This is a genomic window from uncultured Acetatifactor sp., assembly GCF_948601915.1.
Lineage (GTDB): Bacteria > Bacillota > Clostridia > Lachnospirales > Lachnospiraceae > Acetatifactor.
Map to the genome: position 1 here is coordinate 1 of NZ_CAPDXS010000106.1, position 19,719 is coordinate 19,719.

Here is a 19,719-nt window from a genome sequence, read left to right on the forward strand (position 1 = left end):
CCCTTTTCATACCACTCGTTCAGCTTTGTGAGGGGCTCCTTCAGGCTCTCGTCGATGCCCATGTACTTCAGCTCGCCGCCTTCGTCTACCCATCCGCCTGTCCATGTCTCATAGGCATGGAAGAAAGGCGTGAAGTCGCCCAGCTGAGTGCCGTAGAAGCCCACAGTCGCAGGAAGCACCGGGCCTCCTACCTGACCGTCATTATCGTAATCCGTCTCCATCAGCTTGTCGCACAGCTCCTCGAACTCGTCGATGGTTTTGGGAAGCTGATCCGGAGAGGTAATCCCCACGCTGGCAAGCTGAGTCATATTGTAATATATCTGAGAGGTGGCCTGCGCCGGATCCGTGCCCATCGGAAGCCCGTACAGCTTTCCATCCCTCTTCGCCACGTCAATGACATCATCGGAGTAGTTGAAAATCGCATCCAGCGCATCGCAGCGATATTCCTCATAAGCCTCCGTCAGATCCGCCAGGCCTCCCTGGTCTACCAAATCCGAGAAGTCATTGGAACCGACCATGAACACATCCGGAAGGTTCCCTGCTGCCAGCTCTGCGCCGAACTTCTCATTATACTGGTCATTGTTGGCAATCCAGTCATAAATCAGATTGATGTTCATCTCTTCCTTCAACAGCTTCACTGCCGTGGAAGTCTCCGGCGTACAATCCTCCGGCGTCAAAGGATCCTCAGATTCACGATAAGCCAATACGATATGGATGTCCACGGGCTCATCATACGGCTCCAGCAGCTTTTCTTCTGCCGTCTTCTCGCCCTCGGCCGATCCGGAATCCTCCCCCGCGTCCTCCGCGTCGGAGCCCGCATCCGAAGGTTCCGCATCCGAAGACACCTGCTGTTCGCCTTCACTGGCTTTGCTGCTGCCACTGCTGCTGTTGCCGCCGTCATTGCCCCCGCAGCCTGCGAGAGATCCGACAACCAATGCTGCCGACAGAATTCCTGCGAATAACTTCTTTCTCACTAATACCATCCTCCTTTACATTTATGCACTATCACAGCATACCATCTTACAGTAATTGCTGCTTTCATTATTATAACCGATAAAATAGCGCTGTTTAAGATTTTACTGTGCATAATTTAGGGGACAAAAGTATCTGCGGCTTTTCGGCGCAAATACTTTTGTCCCCTTTTCAGATACGATTAGATTTATTTTCCCGGAACGCTCTTGGGCTCAGGCCCGTATCGCGCTTGAAGACCTTTCGGAAGTAATGTTCGTCCCCGAATCCCACCTGTTCCACTATCCAGGAAACAGGCTGTCTTGTCTCTACCAGATACTTCTTGGCCGCCTCTATGCGGATGTCATTCAGGTAGGATATGAATGTCTTTCCCGTTATCTGTTTGAAATTCTTGGAAAAGTGGCTTTTGCTCATTCCGGTGAACTGCAAAAGCTCCCTCAGCGAAATCTCTTTATCCATATGCTCTCGGATATAGTTCATTGCCCGGTGGATTTCCTGCACATTGCGGACCCTCTCCTCCGTACCGCCGCTCCCCACCCGTTCCAGCACCATATCCCTGAGGCCTTCACACCACTCCTTCCACTGATACCACCATTTGAATCCCTCCACCTCCTGGAAGAACTGCGTGATGTCCTTTCCTGAGAATTCCGCCCAATATAGGTTGAGGCGGTAAAACAGAATCGTCCGCTCCTCATTGGAAGAAACGCTGCTGCAGATTTGCCTCATGCCCTCCCGAAATTCTGCATCATCTGTCATGAACTCTATATTCATCCAGAAATCAGACTGCGCGCCCTCCTTTCCGAGCCCCTGCTCCTTCTTCAATTCCGGATACACATATACATACAGAAACCGCCCCGGCATATAGTCCCGGAAGAGCCGGGCGGCGATGGCTGTATTGAGGCATTCCGCCAATTCCTGATAGCGAAGCCCCCTCACCTGGGAAAGCTGCACCACCACAGCCTCCTCCTGACCGGATTCCTTCGCCACCCCCTCCCAGTCCGGTATCTCCTTTCCTTCTATACGGAGAAGAAAATGTCCTTCGTCCAGCTCTTCACAGGACATGCCATGCCGCAGCAGAAAGTCCTTCGCCGCCTTTGCCCCCCCAGGCTCCCCCACTTTCCAGACAAACGCCGTGTCCGACTCCAATCGCCTGTCAGCCAGGGCCGTCTTGTGCACGGCTTCCAGATAGCACTTCCGCACCCTCTCCATCAGAATATCCGGATTGTCCTCCTCTATCTGTGCCTTGGTGATATAGTCCAGCACCCCCACCCTGAGGGCCTGCTGGATCAGCTCGAACTCCTGATGCATCGTGAGGACGATGATCTGGATATCAGGGGCGGTCTCTTTTGCCTTTTTGAGGTATTCGATTCCTGACAAGCCCGGCATCTCCATGTCCGAAAACAGCAGATCCACGCTTTCCCGCCTCAGGAATCCAATGGCCTCCTCCCCGCTGCCCGCGTCGCCCACAACCTCCATTCCGTACTTTGCCCAGTCAATCAGGCCAATGATTCCCCGGCGAACCAGCTTTTCATCCTCCACTATGTACACCCTTATCATGCCGTCTTTCCCCATCCTCTTCATCCCCCCTGCTCTCCAAAGCCTTCCCCATTTCGAAAGGAATCCGAATCTCTACCACGTTGATTCCGCCTGCCATGTGCATTGCTTTGATCTCAAAGTTATCGCCGAACCTGTTCTCCAGCATGCGCACCACAAAGGGAAGCCCTATTCCGGCGATGGAAACATCCTTCCCCAGTCTCTTTGCCGCCTCGATCCGCTCCGGTTCCAGAGGCTTTCCTGTATTTTTCACCAGGATGGCAATCTTTCCGTTTATCAGGAGCTCCACCTCTATCCACACCTGCACCTTGTCGCTTCCGCTGTGCAGGATGGCGTTTTCCACCAAAGGCTGCAGGCAGAAACGCGGCATGTCGGCCGCCAGGAGCTGCGGATACTTACCGGCTTCGATATGGAAGTCCAAATCGTATTTCATCTCCTGCAGGACGATATAATTGTTCACCGCCTCCAGCTCGCTTCCCAGCGTGGTCTCGGGAATCTTGGACATATTATATAGAAGGAGCTTATTCAGGGAGGTGATGAAGCACACCATTTCTCGCTCCTGCTTCTCTGCGGCAAACCACTTCAGGGTATCCAGCGTATTATGGAGGAAATGCGGCGTCATTTTTCCGGACACGGCCTTGAACTCCAGTTCATTGTACCGTTTTTCCTCCTGCTGTATCCGCGTCAGCAGCAGAGCGATATCATTTTTCATTTTTTCAATCAATGCAAACTGGTCGTCGAATTCCCGGATATCCATCCTGAAAATCCCGGCCTCTACATCATCGCTCTCGGCAATCAGCTGCAGATACTCCTCAAACTGCACAAAAGGGCGATAGACGCCGCGCCATTGCTGGACGGAAATGATGATGCAGATTCCCACTACCATGAGGGTTATCAGGCTGAAATTCAGCGTCAGTGTCCGGATATGGCTGTAATATTCCCCCATAGGCACCCACAATTGCAGTTTCCAGCCGCCCTCCTTCGGCAGCTCGTACATTTTATACTTTTTCTTCAGGTTCCACAGGCCGGTGGCAGAGGCTTCCGGTATTTTATATAGAGGAAAAACCTCCTCATCGGTGCTGTACTGAGTCTCGCCGCCCTGTGCTTCGATTCGGAATATGGCATTTACTTCTTCCACCCGGGAGGGAATGATTGTCTCCAGGTAGCGGAATCCGGATTCCAGATAAATGTAGACGTCTCCATGGGCAATCCCCTCCTTATAGATGCGGGTCAGGGACAGGCAGGGGTACTTGGCCACCTTGGAATCCGACATATGCGGGCCGTAATAGGTCACCTGCTGCTTATGGCATAGAATATGCTCATCCAGAGGCAGGCTTCCATAGGCCAGGGAAGTCTGGTTGATCTTCCTCGGCGCGCCTTCTCCGCTGGGAACGAAAATATAGGTAATATTTCCGATAGAGGGGTTTGCCACCTCGTAATGCCCAATCTGTTCCTGGAGATAGATGAGCAGGTTCCCCTTTGTCACGCTGTCCTCCTCCTCGAAATAGGAATACAGCCCCTGTCCCACAGTCCCGTCCGCCATCAGCAGCCAGGACATGACGTTCATGCTGGTCATCAGGACATCCATGCTCTCGGATATTTTATTAAGTTCACGGGTCATCTTGGCGTCTATGTCCCGACGGCTCATCCCGTATATGCCAAGCAGGAACAACAGCTCAATGGCCACCAGCGGCATCACTATGCCGAACAGGCACACCCGGATCATCTGCCCGGCAAAAGATTTTGTTGTTTTCTTCATATGCCCGTTTCTAGCAGGTTCCCTTCAGAGAGAACATACGCGTATCCCCCAAACGCATGTCTACCACAATCTCCGTCACATTATGTCCGTAATACCGTTTCTCGTAGACTTCATAAGGGCTGACAGGCCTCGGAAACCGGATGGTATGCTCTCCTTTGAATGAAGCGTGGATGGTGACAAAGTTAGCATTCGCATAGATGACGTCATCCTGGGTGTTGTATAGATGGCATCCGGCATATTCTGCCAGCGATGCAATCAGTTCCGAACGCAATATCTGGGGCGCACAGTATACGCTTGTCCAGCCGTCCATCTCCTTGAGCGCGTAGGCGGGGAGCCCCATCTCGCAGTAAGTCCCCAGGACCTGCACAGACTCGTCATCTATGTAGAACCCCGGATTCATATAAGCCGGGGCCAGCACGTTCTCCAGCCATACATTGCTGTGCACATCCCGGTCGATATAACCGTAGCGCCTGTCCTGCACCCCGTAGCGCACCGCGGGATGGGACAGGTCCGTCAGCCGGAAGCGCGGCGAGCAGGTATGGTCGATCCGCCCCACCCGCATTCCGATCAAGTCCTCCATATTGGCATTGTCCATGACCCTTTCCCTATCCGGGTTCAGGAATCCCGGCGCATACAGCCACAGTACCACGGCATGGTCCCTTTTCGCCCTGTCCAGAATCGTCTTTCTCTCCTCGTCGCTGAGCCGGAACAGGTTCATCATGATATACAGCTTATACCCCGGCATGTCCTCTCTGCCTAAATCATTGTGGAAATAGTAATCCACCGGTGCGCCGATCCTGTGCAGGTCCGAAGTGCGGTAATAATCCAGCATCAGGGTATTGGTGTATGCGGAGACCGTGTGGCAGCTCTCCTGGTCATATATGAGCGCGATTTCGTTATTCTTCTGCCTGTCCAGGCTGTAGGCAAATTCGGCGATTTCCTTCTGGCGGGCAAACAGGCGGTAAATCTCATCATGCTGGTAGCGGCCTCCCTTCTCATGCTGGTCGAACCACCATGCATAGATATCCTCGCAGAGAATCCTGGCAAAATCCCTCTTCAGCGTCACGATGCTGTCCCGCACATCGTACAGCCCCATGGCGTCACGGTAGAAGCTGTCCTCCAGATGGGTCCTGCTGTCCTCCTCCGCCACGAACATCTGCCCCCGCAGGCGGAAGGAATCCTGCATCTCCCGCTGGGCCACGCATCCTCCCGGCTCCCTGTTATTGTACACGCCAGGCGCTGCCAGAAAGTCCACCTTCCCACTGTCCAGAATGGTCATCGTGGAGGTGGTGGTAGTGCTGTTGTAAAAGTCCGTACAGCCGTAAGAGCCGTAGAAAGCGCCTACTACCTTCCCCTTATAGCGGGCCTTCAGGAGCCCGGCAAAGTAGACGATGGCCTCTGCAGTGGCCTCATGGAGCGCATCGTAGAAATCTGCCACATGACAGTAGTCATCCAGATTCAGGAACACGCCCAGGTTTGCAGCCTTTTTGGCATTCATGTCGATGCTCTTGCCTATGATGCGGTCCGCGCTCTCATAATATTTCATCGCATCCAGGATGCCCTGTTCCACATGGATATGGTACTGTTCCTCCACATTGGGAATCAGCGGATCCTCGAAGGAGGCGTCCGCCCTCTTCCAGGCCTTGCGGAGCTTTTCCTCTGTTCCGTAGCGTCTGCGCAGGAAATCCTCATATGCCTTGCGGAACGCCGGGGAAAAATCGCCGTATTTGTTCTTTCTTCTGTCGCAGATAGCATTGACCGGATACCACTCCGAGGTGCCGCCTGCCGCCAGGAAATATCCGATGACCCTCTCCCCAAAGGGCAGTCTGTCCACCTCGTCGCAAAACTCCTGCAGCGCCCTTGCAGCATCCGCCTTCCACTTGTCCGAGGAAAAGGAGTACATGCCCGGAATCTCGTCCGAATGCACCTCCGAAGTCAGGATAGCGGGCTCATGGCTTCCGTCCTGATATGTAATCAGCTCGTCCAGGTTCTGTTCCATCCAGTCCACAGGCGGATGCAGGCCGATGCGCACGATGATATAAGCATCCGGAACCTGTGAAAGCAGTGTCCGGGCATTCTTTACGAAAGCCTCCATCCCGCTGGGCTCGTGCTGCGCGATGCCGTCTTCATCGACATAATCCCTTCCCGGACGGAGCCAATCCGTATTCGTCATCAGGAAGAAGACCCTCATCCCCGCCTCCCCCAGACTCCTGATATAATCCGGCTTGTCCAGGCGAGCCGTCATGGCCATGGGCGGAAATGCCTTTCCGTCAATCACCAGCGCAGGACTGCCATTCACATTTTTCACTTCTGCATAGCCCATATCATACCCCCTGCCATTCAGCATCTATTTTAATTCATCTTATCATAAAAGAATGCCAATAGCAATAAATACTTGGACTGGCTATCCAATGGGATTTTTGTTGGCAAACAGCCCGCTATATGTTAGAATGAAATCAAAAAGGGAGGACAATATTATGGGAATGGCGGAACTGGAACGCAGGAAAGACGAAAAAATCGACGGCGTGATTTATGATATGTCCCCTTCGCCAAGCTATCGGCACGGCATCGTGAACGGGAATCTTTACCTCATTATAAAGCAGGGCCTAAAGGACAGCATCTGCCTGGTCTCCATGGAAAACCTGGACTTCAAATACCATCCGGACAAGAACGACGACTATCTGTGCCCGGACATCATGATTGTCTGCGACAGGAAGCACCTAAAGGGCGGTTCCTACAGCGGGACCCCCAAGTTCGTCGCGGAGACCCTAAGCCCATCCTCCTCCAAGCGGGACCGGGCGGAGAAAAAGGATATCTATGAAGCGGCGGGCGTGGAAGAATACTGGATTCTCTCTCCGGAGGGACATCTGGAAATCTATTATCTCCGGGAGGGCCGCTACGTCCTGGAGGAGAGCTATATCCTGCAGGACGATAAGGAGGAAGAGCACTACAACGCCGAGACCGAAATCAGTCTGCGGGCCTTCCCCCACATCACCATGACCCTGCAGGAAATCTTTGAAGGTCTGGCATAGAAATGCCCGAAGCATTCTGCCGGACCAGCCAGAATCAGCGGGAATCAAATCCCTCGCGGCATTTGACCCTCGCGGCATTCGCCAACCGGCCGTGCAAGCGCGGCCGCCTGGCTCATTGCCCGCAGGAATAAAGGAGTCTATCATGAACGAAAAAGTATTGAAAACCTTGGAATACAACAAAATCATCGAGCTGCTGGCGAACAAGGCCAACTCCGCGCCGGGCAAGAAGCTCTGCCGGGAGCTTGTCCCGTCCACGGACCTGGGCGAGATCCGCAGGAACCAGCGACAGACCGCCGATGCCCTGCGCCGCCTGTTCCGCTTCGGCAGCACGTCCTTCGGCAACAACAAGGATCTGGGCTATTCAATCCGCTCCCTGGAGGTGGGCAGCACCCTTTCCATCTTAGAGCTCCTGAACATCGCCTCCATGCTGGACAATGTGGCCCGCATCAAGGCCTATGGCAGGCAGGACAGGAATGACGGCAGGGCAGGGGGCAGGGCCTCCGGCAACGACAGAGATTCCGACAGGGACAGGCGCGGCGGCAGCCCGGAACCGGAGGACGAGGCCCGGGACACCCTGGACGAATACTTCGAGCTGCTGACCCCCCTGACGGGCCTGGCCAATGAGATCCACCGCTGCATCCTCTCCGAGGAGGAGATCGCGGACGACGCCAGCCCGAAGCTGAAGAACATCCGCCGCTCCATGCTGCAGACTGGCGACAAGATACACGGCCAGCTCACCTCCATGCTCAGCGGCTCCTACCGCACCTATCTCCAGGACGCTGTGATCACCATGCGGAACAACCGCTACTGCATCCCCATCAAGGCGGAGTACAAGGGCCAGGTCAACGGCATGGTCCACGACCAGTCCGCCACAGGCTCCACCTATTTCGTAGAGCCCGCCGCGGTGGTGGAGCTGAACAACAAGCTCAGGGAGCTGGAGCTGGAGGAAAAGGAGGAAATCGGACGGATCCTGGCGGATCTGAGCGCCCAGGCCGGGGCCCATACCGAGGAGCTGGCGGACGACCTGAAGATCATGACCCTGCTGGACTTCATCTTCGCCAAGGCGGAGCTGGCCATGGAGATGAACGCCACGGAGCCTGTCTTCAACGACGACCGTTCCATCAATATCCGCAAGGGCCGCCATCCCCTGCTGGACAAGAAGAAAGTGGTGCCCATCGACATCCATTTAGGCCGGGACTTCGACCTGCTGGTCATCACAGGCCCCAACACCGGCGGCAAGACCGTCTCCTTAAAGACCGTGGGCCTCTTCACCCTCATGGGCCAGGCAGGGCTCCACATCCCTGCGTTAAACCGTTCGGAACTGTCCATTTTTACGGAAGTCTATGCGGACATCGGGGACGAACAGAGCATCGAGCAGAGCCTGTCCACCTTCTCCTCCCATATGAAGAGCATCGTCCACATCCTGAACCATGCGGACGCGGATTCCCTCTGCCTCTTCGATGAGCTGGGGGCGGGGACAGACCCCACCGAGGGCGCGGCCCTGGCCATCGCAGTGCTGAACTACCTCCACGACAGGGGCATCCGCACCATGGCCACCACCCACTACAGCGAGCTGAAGATCTACGCCCTCTCCACCTCCTTTGTGGAAAACGCCTGCTGCGAGTTCAACGTGGAGACCCTGCAGCCCACCTACCGGCTGCTGATCGGCATCCCCGGGAAGAGCAACGCCTTCGCCATCTCCGCCAAGCTGGGGCTGTCGGAGGAGATCATAAACGCCGCCAGGGAACAGATCGGCAAGGAGGACAAGACCTTCGAGGACGTGATCGCCGACCTGGAGCAGAGCCGGATCACCATCGAGAAGGAACAGCTGGAAATCGCCCGGCACAAGGAGAGCATCCGCCTCCTCCAGGAGCAGCTCCAGCAGAAGAACGACAAAATCGACCAGGCCAAGGACCGGATCCTCCGGGAGGCCAACGAGAAGGCCAGGGAGATCCTCCAGGAGGCCAAGGAGGTGGCCGACGAGACCATACGGGACTTCCACAAGGCAGGCGCCGGCGCGGACATCCGGGAGTTGGAGAAGAAGCGCCAGAAGGTGCGGGACAAGATAAGCGAGAAGAACGACCATCTCTCCGTCGGCGGCAGCCTCTCATTGAACGGCGGCCTGAAAGCCCCGGAGAAGAAGGCCATCGACCCGAAGAAGCTGAAAAAAGGAGACGCCGTGAAGATAGTCTCCATGGGCCTGACGGGCACTGTCAGCACCCTGCCGGACGCCAAGGGGGCGCTGTTCGTCCAGTGCGGCATCATCCGCACCCATACCAATGTAAAAGACCTGATCTACGTACAGGAGGAGACCGTCACCACCCCCAAGCTCCAGCGCAGCGGCGGCGGTGACCGCTCCGGCAAGATGAAGATGTCCAAGACCATGTCCATCTCCACGGAGATCAACCTCCTGGGCAAGACCGTGGACGAGGCCCTGGCGCTTCTGGACAAATACCTGGACGACGCCTACCTGGCCCATCTGCCAAGCGTCCGGGTGGTGCACGGAAAAGGGACAGGCGCCCTGCGCAATGCCGTACACGGGCATCTCAAGCGCCTGAAATACGTGAAGGAATACCGGCTGGGCGAGTACGGCGAGGGGGACTCCGGCGTCACCATCGTCACCTTCAAGTAAGCGCCCCGCAGCCCCCATTCCCTCCGAGGCACCAGCCCGGCGCAGCCGCCTTCCTGCGGCCCGCCCGGCTCCCGAAAGGGCATGGCAGCGCCCGGAGCAGGTTACCGGGGCGCCGTCAGCCCGCCTACAGAATAAATCCGGAACCAGTAATATAAAATTAGGAGCAGGAAACATGGTAAATAAACAGAAAATCCTGATAGTAGACGACGACAACAACATCGCCGAACTGATAGCCCTCTACCTCACCAAGGAATGCTACGAGACCCTGATCGTCAATGACGGAGAATCCGTGATGCCCGCCATGGAGAGCTTCTCCCCCAATCTGATCCTGCTGGACATCATGCTCCCCGGCATGGACGGCTACCAGGTCTGCCGGGAAGTGCGGAACAAGTACACCGTGCCCATCATCATGCTCTCCGCCAAGGGCGAGATCTTCGACAAGGTCCTGGGGCTGGAGCTGGGCGCGGACGATTATATCGAAAAGCCCTTCGACACCAAGGAGCTGGTGGCCAGGGCCAAGGCCGTGCTGCGCCGCTACAAGCCCGCCGCCCCCGCGCCCTCCCCCGCTGCCAGCGCCGACAAATGCGTGCAGTACGCGGACCTGTCCGTGAACCTGACCAACTATTCCGTGCTCTACATGGGGCGCACCGTGGACATGCCGCCCAAGGAGCTAGAGCTTTTGTATTTCCTGGCCTCCTCCCCCAATCATGTCTTCACCAGGGAGCAGCTCCTGGACCAGATCTGGGGATACGAGTACGTGGGGGACACCCGCACCGTGGACGTGCACATCAAGCGCCTCCGGGAGAAGATCAAGGACCACGCCAACTGGAAGATAACCACTATCTGGGGCGTGGGCTATAAATTCGAGGTGCGCAATACATGAAGAAGACCCTCTACCTGAAGTTCATACTGGCCTACTTCATCTTCGGCGTGTTCAGCTTCATCATCGTCACCACCTTTGTGCCCAGTATGACCAGGGACCACCTGATCCGGGAGAAGGCGGAGGACCTCTACCTGGAGGCCACCCGCATCTCCGACACCTACGCCGCAGGGCTCTACGCCAGCGAGACGGACCTGGAGACGGTGAAGAACCAGCTTGACTCCCTGGCCCTCTACCTGGACTCCACCATCCGCATCATCAATCCCTCAGGCCGCCTGGTGCTGGACACGGGGGCCTCCCTGAATGTGGAAGACGAAATTGTCATCGATAATTTCGACCCCACGGCCACCGGCGGCTCCTACTACATGGTGAACGATTTCTTCGGCAACTTCGACTCGAAGATGCTCAGCGTCTTCTCCCCCATCACCTTCCAGTACATGGTGAAGGGCTATGTGGTCATCCACTGCGACATGCTGCGAATCGAGGATTCCTGCAACCGGATGCTGAACATCTCCTACATCACTTTGGTCATCCTGCTGCTCCTGTCCCTGATCATCCTGATCTTCTTCACGGAGATGGTGTACATTCCCCTGCGGAAGATCACCTACGCCACGGAGCAGTACGCCGCCGGGAACATGCACTATGAATTCCAGGTGGAGAGCGACGATGAAATCGGCTACCTGGCGGTGTGCCTGAACTACATGGCCAGCCAGATTGCCAGCGCGGAGGACGACCAGAAGAAATTCGTGGCCAATGTGTCCCACGACTTCCGCTCCCCCCTGACCTCCATCCGAGGCTACCTGGAGGCCATGATCGACGGCACCATCCCTCCGGAGATGCATGACAAGTACCTGAACATCGTCCTCACCGAGACGGAGCGCCTCACCAAGCTCACCAACAGCCTGCTGTCCCTGAACAACCTGAACACCAAGGGGATGCTCTTGAAGCGGGCGGATTTCGACATCAACGGCATCATCCGCAGCACCGCCGCGTCCTTTGAGGGGACCTGCCGGAAGAAGACCATCGCCATCGAGATGATTCTCACCGGGGACGAGATGTACGTGAACGCGGATATGGAAAAAATCCAGCAGGTGCTCTACAACCTGCTGGACAATGCGATCAAGTTCAGCCACCACGACTCCGTCATCAAGGTGGAGACTTCCGTGAAAAAGAATAAACTGTTCGTCTCCGTCAAGGACACCGGCATCGGCATCCCCAAGGAGGATCTGAAGCTGATCTGGGACAGATTCTACAAATCGGACTACTCCCGGGGCAAGGACAAGAAGGGCACCGGGCTGGGCCTGTCCATCGTGAAGGAGATCATAAACTGCCACGGGGAGCACATCAACGTGATCAGCACGGAGGGAGCGGGAAGCGAGTTCATCTTCTCATTGCTTCTGGCTGACAGCAATGACGACGAGGACTGAGCCTCCCTGTCAGAAGCGAATCCTCCTCCCCCGGGAAATCGGCCTGCCTCACAACCGAATGACCCTGTCGGCAAATGCCGCCTCTTCCTCACGGTGGGTGGTGTAAACAACCGTAGCCCTGCTACTCCTTATATAATCCATCAGCTTCCCGGCGTGTTCCCCGTCCAGGGCCGCTGTAGGCTCGTCAAGAAGGATGATTTTCGCATCGCTGTTGGAAAAGGCCCTGGCGGCATTCACTCTCTGCTGCTCTCCTCCTGAAAGCTCAGTTATGGAAGAAATCCCACGATCCGAAAAATCAGAGACCCCTGTGGCGTCCTTGATTTTCTCCAGGCTTATCTCACTGAAACTGCCCATTGAAATATTGTCGTCAATGGCAGTTTCGTAAAGCCGGGCGGCGGCGGGCATATATGCAAAAACATGGTTTTCCCTGAAATATTCCGAATCATTTGCCGGGGATCTGCCAAACACCGTTACGCTGCCGGATGTGGGCGCGTACATTCCCATCATGCAGCGGAGCAATGTAGATTTTCCGCTGCCGTTTTCCCCCATTATCGCTATATGCTCCCCTTCTTCTATGCTTAAATTGATATCCCGCAGGATTTTTCTGCCCTCCGCTTCAAAGCATAGCCCGTCAATCGCCAGAGCGCAGCCATTTTGATGATTTTGAGATTTCTTTTGTCTTTTCAGACCGAAAAGCGCCTTTCCATTGTCGATCGGAACGGTATTATATGGGATATATGCCGCCATCTGCTGCATGCTCTGGGTCTGGCTTCCCGACTCCGCAATAATGCTCTTAACGGAGGCCAGCTTTCCGCCTGATATCTCCACGCTGCCGGGCAGGCATCCTAAAACAGGATAAATGAATCCGCTTACCAGCTCACTGATTACACTATGCAGAGAACGATAAAGATTATCCTTGTTTAGTTGCTGGGCCTGAACGCGGAAAATATCCCTTCTGGTCTGGTCGAAACGGTTTTTCAGGACGCTTTGCAGACTGTTCATATTGATAAAATCCGCTTTATACATAAGCTCTTCGATATTTTTATTTTTTTCCGCTTCAAGGCCCTGGAGCCGGGACGCATATGTTTCGGATATGCCGTTGATTTTTTTGCCCGCAAGAATCGTGACGCCTATGTGAGCCAGGATAAAAAACGAAACCGTATAATGCACATTCACCGACAGCATCAACAGCACACCGATTACCACCACGCTGATTCCGAATCTGATAATCATGACCCACAGTGAGAGGGCGGAATCGGTAAACGCGGTAATATTCTGGAGCAGGTCTTCCTCCTTGTATTTTGCTTCCCTCTCCCCGTAGGGCAGGGCAAACAAATCCTTATACAGCTCCGCCGAGCCCCTGTAAATAAGGTTTGCGCACATGACATTTCCATATACATTTATCATGTAATCCAACACGAGAAGGAATAAGGACGCCATGGTCAATAGAAATATCATCAATGGCGTTACGCTCATGCCATTTTCTATTTTTCCCATGATAGACTGTATCATAAAGGGCGCGGCCAACGGCAGCGCAAAGGATATGAAAGAAAATGCCATCAGCAGAGCGGCAAATTTCAGCTTATGGTTTTTCAGTATGATGGCTGTGGATTTCAGCCTGTCCAGCATTTTCATTCCTTTTTTCCTCCCATATCGAAAATTTTTACAGAATCTTTGGAATCATAATCAAAATCCGTGTGCGAGGACATAATCAGCATCTGAGACTTTTCTTTGAGCTGCGCGAGGAGCTTTCCGAATATCTCCCTGCGCGAGTCAGGGTCTACCGCGGAGAAGCTTTCATCGGAAACAATCACATCATAATCCCCGTAAAAGGCCCTGGCAAGGCAAATTCTCTGCTGCTCTCCGGAGGACAGATTCAGCATGGAAACAGGAGTGTCCACGCCCCTCTGGAATTTGGGAACACGGTCTATTAATCCTGCCCGCTCCAATGCATGACTGAGCCTGCTTTCATCCGCCTCTTTGAACATAGTGATATTTTCTTTGATTGTGCCTGAGATAAGCTGGGGCTCCTGACTTAAATATAAAATCCTGTCCCAAAAGGCGTTTTCCTTCAAATGTTTCAGATTTTTACCGCCGCAGATAACATCTCCTCGGTAGCCTTTTAAAAGATATGCGAAAATTTTCAGCAGAGTGGATTTGCCACAGCCTGACGCTCCCTTTAAAATCAGGCATTCCCCTGATTTCAAGCTTATATTCAGGTCTTCAAAGAGATTTCCATGGAATGCCCCGCTTCCGTCCTCATAGGCAAAGCTCAGGTTCTGTGCCGAGATGGAAGTAATCCTGTCTATATCTTCAAATCCGCTTGGAGCCGTGGCCTGAGGGGTCAGCAAAGCGCCAATCCTGCTGTCCATCCCCTTAAGCTGCTGATAAGCCGAAATGCAGCCGGGAATCTGATATAGGGTATTGGTCAAGGATCCCACAGCCGCCAAAAGCACAATCAGGCCGCTGATCTCAATGGTGCCCCTGGAAACCCCATAGCCCCCGATAATCAGTATGGCACAGGTATTCAAGATCGTGTTTGCAGAACCTAAAATCCTCTGCATCGTCATCGTGCCCAGAATCTTTGCCTGGTCGATTTTATAGTCGGCAATCTCTTTCTGATAGGGCCGGATGACCCTTTCACCGTTGAGGACATAGGCGGCTTCACGGTTCCGCACCAGCTCCGCATTGTGATTGTAGATCGCGCCCATATGGAAATAAAGCTTTTCATTCTGCTCCGGCAGCTTCCTTCCCCTGCAGGCGCTGATTGAAATGGCCGCCAGGGATAGAAAAAGGGTCAAAGCCAGAAGCCATGGCGCAATCATGGCGACATAGATACTTGTCAAAATAACGGAGACGGCAGTTCCCATTATTTTTAGCAGGAATCCTGAAAGCTGTTCCGCATATGTAAAAATATCATTTCGAAGAATGGGCAGCATTTTTTCGGTATTTTCATTGTCTCTATAATTTGAGGCCAGCCAGATGTCTATGGCTTTCTGCTCCAGTGATTCTATCAGCCTCTGCCTGATTGTCAGAGCCTTGCCGTTCTGAACGCAGACCAGCGCCGCTGATATCAGCAGGCTGCCTGCAAACACCGCAAATATGGCCCATATCCTGCCCGCGTTTTTTGTTAAGACGCTGTCCGCCAAAAGCCTTATGCACTCCAGATAAACGATGCCCAGGCCCGAACCCAGACAGACGGCAAGCCCCGCCGTAAGCAGGCTGTCTGCGGATTTTCTCAGTATGTTTTTTGATTCGGCATTCATTGTCAATCCTCACTCCTTATTAAATTTATATTGTTTATTATTTTTTCTATTTGTCCCTTTTTACAGTCCTTTATCTTACAAGAATTACATTGATTCCCTATTCTTTCTCCTGACAACTCAAAATCTGCGTCATATAAACTACTATATAATTTTTTAAGAATTCTTCTCCTTTTTCTTTTTTTGATATAGACAAAATTAAACATCTGGCATTATACTGCATAACGCTGAATACTGCCTAATGTAATCATGCGCTTGAACCGGTCAGCGTTATGCAGTCTGGTTTCACGGCAAGTGAAATTGTTAAGCAGTATAAATAGCAGATGAGATAGCGACATATTTTTGTTTATTTCAGTATATTATCGTTTCCACTAAACATCAATACGTCAAATTAGTTGCCAGTCCTGGCAACTAATTTGACGTATTGAACCGATTCTCTTTATTATGATAAAATAGTAAAAAAGCAAAGGAGATTTTTCATAATGAAGAAAAAAACTTTTAATTCCATGCTGCTCACATTTGGCATCACAGTACTTACCACCTGTCTCTGGTCAGATGTCCGCCCCTACAAATCCTATATCGATGGATTCCCCCGTGGAAGAGAACGATATTAATCCTTTATCTGACATTAATGCACAAAGGTCAGAATAAGTATTTTTCTCTTTTATCCTTTAAATGCCGCATCAGATAATTATCGCGAACAAATGCCGCTATGCCTTCACTGGCTTGAAAAGCCTCCCGCCACTGCTTCTGTAACCTTTTATCTTGTTGTGCCGACCCTGAAGCGGCCTCATAGGTGTTCCATGCAATGCGGTAATATGCCCTGCCCAAAGTACCAATCCTAGGCTGTTTCAAATAGTTAGAGACAGCCTTCTTACTGACATCTATTGCCTCTTCGTATAGTCTTAATTCTCCTAAGTAATTATCAAGGACTTCCATCAATATCGCATACCCTGTATGCATTATATTTGTTCTGTCTTTTTGCTGCTCCATAGAAAAACAGATTGCCTCACACCATTCTTTCGCTTCCGCCAGCTTTCCCATTTCTCTGTAGATATCCAAGATATTACTGGCGATAATAATCTCCTCCCTCTGAAAGACCCACCATTTTGCATCCTTTCCCTCCCATTCCGGCACTGTGACATGCAGTGCTTTCTGTAGCAGCTCCAGGCTCTTCTCCAACTCTCCCTTACGTTCCAGCAGGATAATTGCCTCAAAAAACAAAAGCTCCTGCCGCACCCTGGGATAAGCTATATCCACCTTCTGCCTTAGGCGCTCCATCCCGGCTTCCACTTTATCCCACTGGCAAAACCCAATCTGGGAGGAAATCTCCTGCCGCAGCTCCAACACCTCAATGGAGTCTGTCTCCAACATGGGAATCATCCATCCTCCGTGCTTTCCATACCGATGAACCAGGCGCTGATAATTCGTATAAGAAGGCTTATGGGCTCCACTCTCTATTTTCTCTAACTGCCTTCTGGTGACAATTATTCCATCATCGTCAAAGACAGCTTTATCCAAAGGTTTTCCGGCAAATTTCCGCAGCATTTTCAGCGTGATTCCCGCCTCCCTGGTATTTTCCACTGAAATTCCCTGCCAGACTCTATTTTCCGGATACCCCGACATGTGGTATATACGTTTGAAAATATCTCGAAATTCGTCTGCTCCCCTCAGATATAGCCAATCTCCCTCTGAAAATCCCTCTCCTGATATCCGTCCCATCTGTTCCAGAAGGGGCAAGAGGTAACAATGACAGGCATTTCCGCGCAACAGTTCCAGAGCCTCTCTGGCAAATTCAAATGCCTTCCGGCTGTCTTCTTCCCGAAGCGCCAGCTCCATCCCCAGCAGGGCAGCTTGGGGCTTTATCTGTACAGCCATACGTTTTTTCCATTGCCGTTTCTCCGGATAGTTCCAGACGAAACTCTGGACTTCCCAGGCTTCTTCCATCCTGCCGCATGCGAATTGCCCTGCACCAACCAACAAAATCGCCTCCAATTCCGAAGGAGCCAGAAGGAGCGTCCTGCGCTCGTTCAACCATCCATCAGGAACCGTGCAGGAAACAGCCGCCTCCGCCATGGACAGCAATTCTTCCCCCGCCAGCAATTCCCCTGTGCCTTCCTTCGCCTCCCTGTCCTTCCATAGCAGAAAAAGTTCTACCTTACACAGAAACTGTTCTTCCAGGGCTTCCCTTTTCGGATATTTTCTGCGGTATTGCATAATCCTCTCTTTTGCCTCCCCGACTCTGTCTGGAACTAGAAGGCAGATATCCTCCCTTAACCGCCATCTCTCCATCTCATCCCCTGATGCCACCATTTCAAAATAATCTGGCAGAATTCCCATCCTCTGGAACAGGATATCCCCTGTCAGCTTTCTCCATCCCGTCTCACCAGACTCCATCTTCTCCAGAGCAGTTTTGCTCAGCAGCCCCGAAGCCGCTTCCCTCAAGGACACTCCCCGCCTGACGCGCTCCTCCCGAAAAAGCTTTCCACAGGCGGCGTTATACTCCCGCACAAATTCCGTCTGATTATAATTTCCCTCCATTTTTCCCCCTTTCTCAACAAGGCTTATTGTACCATCAGAGCAGCCAACTGTACAGATGCCTTTTTATGTTGGAAGGGCTGTGAAACGCGGTTCGGGTTTTCCTACAGGCAATTATTTTCAGGCAACAGGGAAAGAAGCTCCGCCCCCTGCCCGAATCCGCCTCATAGCCAGGCGCACAGGCTTGTACAGCACCGCCATCAGCGCGAAGTTCCCCACGCCGTGGGCGATGTCGAAGGGGATACCCGCCACCCACCAGGTGAACCCCGCATACAGGCCGCCCCGCAGGCCGCTGTCCGCTGTCCCAATCGCCACATAGGGCAGGGCGCAGAGGAAGCCGAACATCAGCCCGAACACCGCCGACAATATGCTCCAGAACCACACCGACTCCTGCCTCCTGTTCACATAGACCGCCAGGGCAAGCAATGGCCAGGCGTACAGGTACATGACCCACCAGAGCCCGAAGCCGTAGACAACGCCCTCCACCAAGATGAACACCGGAATCACGAACAGGATCCGCCACCGGAACATCAGCGTGAACAGGATGATCCAGAAGCTGGTGAGCTCAATGTTGGGCAGGAATGCCATGGCAAGCTTACACGCCTCTATCACCGCCACCATCATGCCCATCAGGGCGATGTCCTCTATGTTCAGCTTTTTTTGTCCCTTTTTCTCTTCCATAGTCTGCCTCTCCTATTTCCAGCGCGCCTCCCGCCCTCTGCTCCGAGCCGCCCGCCGCCCGGAGGCGTTACTGCCCCGCGTCCGTGGTGTAGACGATTCCGAAGACATCTCCGTCTTCTACCGGCTGGGTATCGATGCCGTAATTGCAGTATTCCCCGTTCACAAAGAATCCCCAGTAAGCGCCGTCCGCATTATAGTCCGCCAGGTCGCCGTTCACCGTGTCCACCATCATGCCGTACTCGCTCTCCGCGCCGGAAAAGGTCAGTCCGTCCGCCTCCTCCATGGCCTGGCGCAGGTACTGGGCGTCCGTGTTCAGCTCATACTTTTCCACGGCTCCGGATTTCCCCGTGACCTCGATGGTGATGGCCTTCGCGCCCTCCACCGGCTTCTCCCGGAACGCCATATAGACGATGGCCAGGATTGCCACCACTGCCACCAGCGCCACCGCGCCCACAATCAATTTCCTGTTGCTTCCGCTCTTGCTTTCCATCTCTTTTTCTCCTCCGCTTTCCGCTGCCTTCTGCAGCCTCTTCTGCGGGGCTCTGCCGTCAGGCCAGTCCCGTTTTCAGCGATAAGGCCTGTACCAATCGGACGATCCACCCCCGCTTCTTTGCCGGATCCGCCGCGACTCTTCGGCGCTTCTGGATTCTGCGGCCTCCGGCTGCTCGTCACGAGCCACGCTTCCCTGCCCTGCATTGGCAGCTTCCTGCAGTTCAGTGCGCGAATCGGTACACGAAAAAACTCCCGCGCTTGGCAGGAGTCGGCGTACCAAAAACAGAAAGGCATTCTTCCATCCTTCCGTCTTCAGCAGGATATTCCGCGGTAACACAAAAAAACCGTGTGAAAAAGCTTCACTCTTTCCGCGGAACCGAACGCGCGCGTTCTACGCGCATTCCGCGCCAGCCAATTCCTCGTGGCCTCATGGCACACATGGCAGGCAGGTCTTCTGACTTGAGCGTCACCGCCAGCTTCCGCCTTCCCGGG

At 53.6% G+C, this 19,719-nt stretch carries 13 protein-coding genes and 1 riboswitch; of the genes, 4 read left to right on the plus strand and 9 right to left on the minus strand.

The genetic code is table 11. From position 1 onward, the window contains the following. From Q2B33_RS16750 to Q2B33_RS16765, 4 genes are all read right to left on the minus strand, one after another. Window positions 1–974: extracellular solute-binding protein (locus Q2B33_RS16750; protein ID WP_300822891.1), on the minus strand; the 974-nt coding region annotated here is incomplete at its 3' end. 169 nt (window positions 975–1,143) lie between these two features. Further along, complete coding sequence (locus tag Q2B33_RS16755; RefSeq protein WP_300822893.1) at window positions 1,144–2,550, minus strand: response regulator; 1,407 nt, start codon at window positions 2,548–2,550, stop codon at window positions 1,144–1,146. After that, a complete protein-coding gene (locus Q2B33_RS16760; protein WP_300564236.1) occupies window positions 2,498–4,282 on the minus strand; it encodes a sensor histidine kinase in 1,785 nt (594 codons plus the stop codon). Before Q2B33_RS16760 ends, Q2B33_RS16755 begins: the two co-directional genes overlap by 53 nt. 10 nt (window positions 4,283–4,292) lie before the next feature. Continuing rightward, complete coding sequence (locus Q2B33_RS16765; protein ID WP_300564238.1) at window positions 4,293–6,605, minus strand: hypothetical protein; 2,313 nt, start codon at window positions 6,603–6,605, stop codon at window positions 4,293–4,295. A gap of 154 nt (window positions 6,606–6,759) precedes the next feature. On the opposite strand from Q2B33_RS16765, the gene Q2B33_RS16770 reads away from it, so the two are divergent. The 4 genes from Q2B33_RS16770 (at window position 6,760) to Q2B33_RS16785 (ending at window position 12,253) form a co-directional block, all read left to right on the plus strand. Next, window positions 6,760–7,314: a Uma2 family endonuclease gene (locus tag Q2B33_RS16770; protein WP_300564240.1), complete on the plus strand. Its 555-nt coding sequence runs from the start codon at window positions 6,760–6,762 to the stop codon at window positions 7,312–7,314. Between the two features lie 142 nt (window positions 7,315–7,456). Beyond that, complete coding sequence (locus Q2B33_RS16775) at window positions 7,457–9,946, plus strand: endonuclease MutS2 (protein WP_300564242.1); 2,490 nt, start codon at window positions 7,457–7,459, stop codon at window positions 9,944–9,946. Between the two features lie 172 nt (window positions 9,947–10,118). Continuing rightward, a complete protein-coding gene (locus tag Q2B33_RS16780) occupies window positions 10,119–10,829 on the plus strand; it encodes a response regulator transcription factor (RefSeq protein ID WP_296466759.1) in 711 nt (236 codons plus the stop codon). Then, the gene (locus Q2B33_RS16785) at window positions 10,826–12,253 is read left to right on the plus strand and encodes a HAMP domain-containing sensor histidine kinase (protein ID WP_300564245.1); all 1,428 of its coding nucleotides are present in this window, start codon (window positions 10,826–10,828) and stop codon (window positions 12,251–12,253) included. Before Q2B33_RS16780 ends, Q2B33_RS16785 begins: the two co-directional genes overlap by 4 nt. Window positions 12,254–12,301: 48 nt before the next feature. Here Q2B33_RS16785 and Q2B33_RS16790 read toward each other — a convergent pair whose 3' ends face one another. From Q2B33_RS16790 to Q2B33_RS16810, 5 genes are all read right to left on the minus strand, one after another. Next, window positions 12,302–13,888: an ABC transporter ATP-binding protein/permease gene (locus Q2B33_RS16790; RefSeq protein ID WP_300564247.1), complete on the minus strand. Its 1,587-nt coding sequence runs from the start codon at window positions 13,886–13,888 to the stop codon at window positions 12,302–12,304. Continuing rightward, a complete protein-coding gene (locus tag Q2B33_RS16795; protein WP_300564249.1) occupies window positions 13,885–15,519 on the minus strand; it encodes an ABC transporter ATP-binding protein in 1,635 nt (544 codons plus the stop codon). The genes Q2B33_RS16790 and Q2B33_RS16795 overlap by 4 nt, the downstream gene beginning before the upstream one ends. Window positions 15,520–16,158: 639 nt before the next feature. Beyond that, the gene (locus Q2B33_RS16800) at window positions 16,159–17,961 is read right to left on the minus strand and encodes a hypothetical protein (RefSeq protein ID WP_300815318.1); all 1,803 of its coding nucleotides are present in this window, start codon (window positions 17,959–17,961) and stop codon (window positions 16,159–16,161) included. A 213-nt stretch (window positions 17,962–18,174) separates the two neighbouring features. Then, window positions 18,175–18,735: a hypothetical protein gene (locus Q2B33_RS16805; RefSeq protein ID WP_300564253.1), complete on the minus strand. Its 561-nt coding sequence runs from the start codon at window positions 18,733–18,735 to the stop codon at window positions 18,175–18,177. 67 nt (window positions 18,736–18,802) lie between these two features. Then, complete coding sequence (locus Q2B33_RS16810; protein ID WP_296466747.1) at window positions 18,803–19,225, minus strand: DUF4430 domain-containing protein; 423 nt, start codon at window positions 19,223–19,225, stop codon at window positions 18,803–18,805. A gap of 428 nt (window positions 19,226–19,653) precedes the next feature. Then, a riboswitch (cobalamin riboswitch) is annotated at window positions 19,654–19,719 on the minus strand. This riboswitch is flagged as partial in the annotation.